Genomic DNA, 1,045 nt, shown 5'->3' on the forward strand with positions numbered 1-1,045 from the left:
GCCGTCAGTTGCCCCAGCGCATCGTAGGTATAAGCCGTCACGCTGCCGGAACAGTCGGTGTAGCGCGTCAGCTGGCCGCGGGCGTCCCACTCCAGCTTCACTTCCCCGCCCAGCGCGTCGATCACGCTGCCCGGCAGGCTCTCTTCGTCATCCGGATAGCGGTACAGCGTGGCGTTGCCCAGCGCATCGACATAGCGCGTCGGGCGCCCCAGCGTGTCCCAGTGCTGCGCTTCGCTGCTGCCGTCCGGGTACGCGACGGCGAACAGTCGGCCGCTGTTGCGCGAATATTGATAGCGCGTCACGCGGCCGAGCGGATCGGTCTCCGACAGCAGGCGGCCGTAGGGATCCCATTCGCTCTGGCGCTGCGCGCCGCCGGGCAGCAGCACGCTGCACAGCTCGCCGCGTTGGTAGATAAAACCGTAGCGGCGCTGGTCAAAATCGGTGTACTGCGCCACGTTGTCGTCGTCATCCAGCCGCCACTCCGCCCGCTTGCCGTCGCCACGCACCGCGCTGCGGCGCCCGCCGGCGAAGTCATAGCCGAACTCAAGGGATTCCCCGGCGCTGTTGCGGTAGGCCGTCACGCGCGGCAGGCCGTCGATCTCTTGCCATTGGTATTCGTTCAGCAGCCCGGCGGCGTCCTGGTGGCTGATCATCAGACCGTCGCGCCAGCCGAAGCGGCGCGTTACCTCACCGGCGCGGTTGCTCACCGTCGTCAGTTGGCCCTGCTCATCGTAGCCGTAGCGCGCCAGCGTCCGTTCGCCTTCGGCGGTTTGCAGCGCCACTTCGCGCAGGCGGCCCTGCGCATAACGGCACATCAGGCGCTGCCCGGCGCTGTCCACCAGTTCGCTCAGCAACCCTTCGTCGTCGTAAAACAGTGAGGTGGCGTTGCCGATGGCGTCGGTGATCATGCTGAGCCGACTCGGCTGGTCGCCCGCCAGCGGCGGGTAGTGGAAAATCTGTTCGCCGACGTCAAACAGCTGCCAGCTGCCGTCGTCGTTGTGCATCAGCCAGCATTTTTCGGCTTCGCAGTAGGTTTTGTGACCGC

Annotated in this window: 1 pseudogene; it reads right to left on the bottom strand. The window is 66.6% G+C overall.

The window, feature by feature from the left end:
* Window positions 1-1,045: pseudogene (locus C9411_RS25280) on the bottom strand (RHS repeat protein); the annotation flags it as partial.

Origin of the sequence: Serratia sp. Nf2, from assembly GCF_003028435.1 — a bacterium.
Lineage (GTDB): Bacteria > Pseudomonadota > Gammaproteobacteria > Enterobacterales > Enterobacteriaceae > Serratia > Serratia marcescens_L.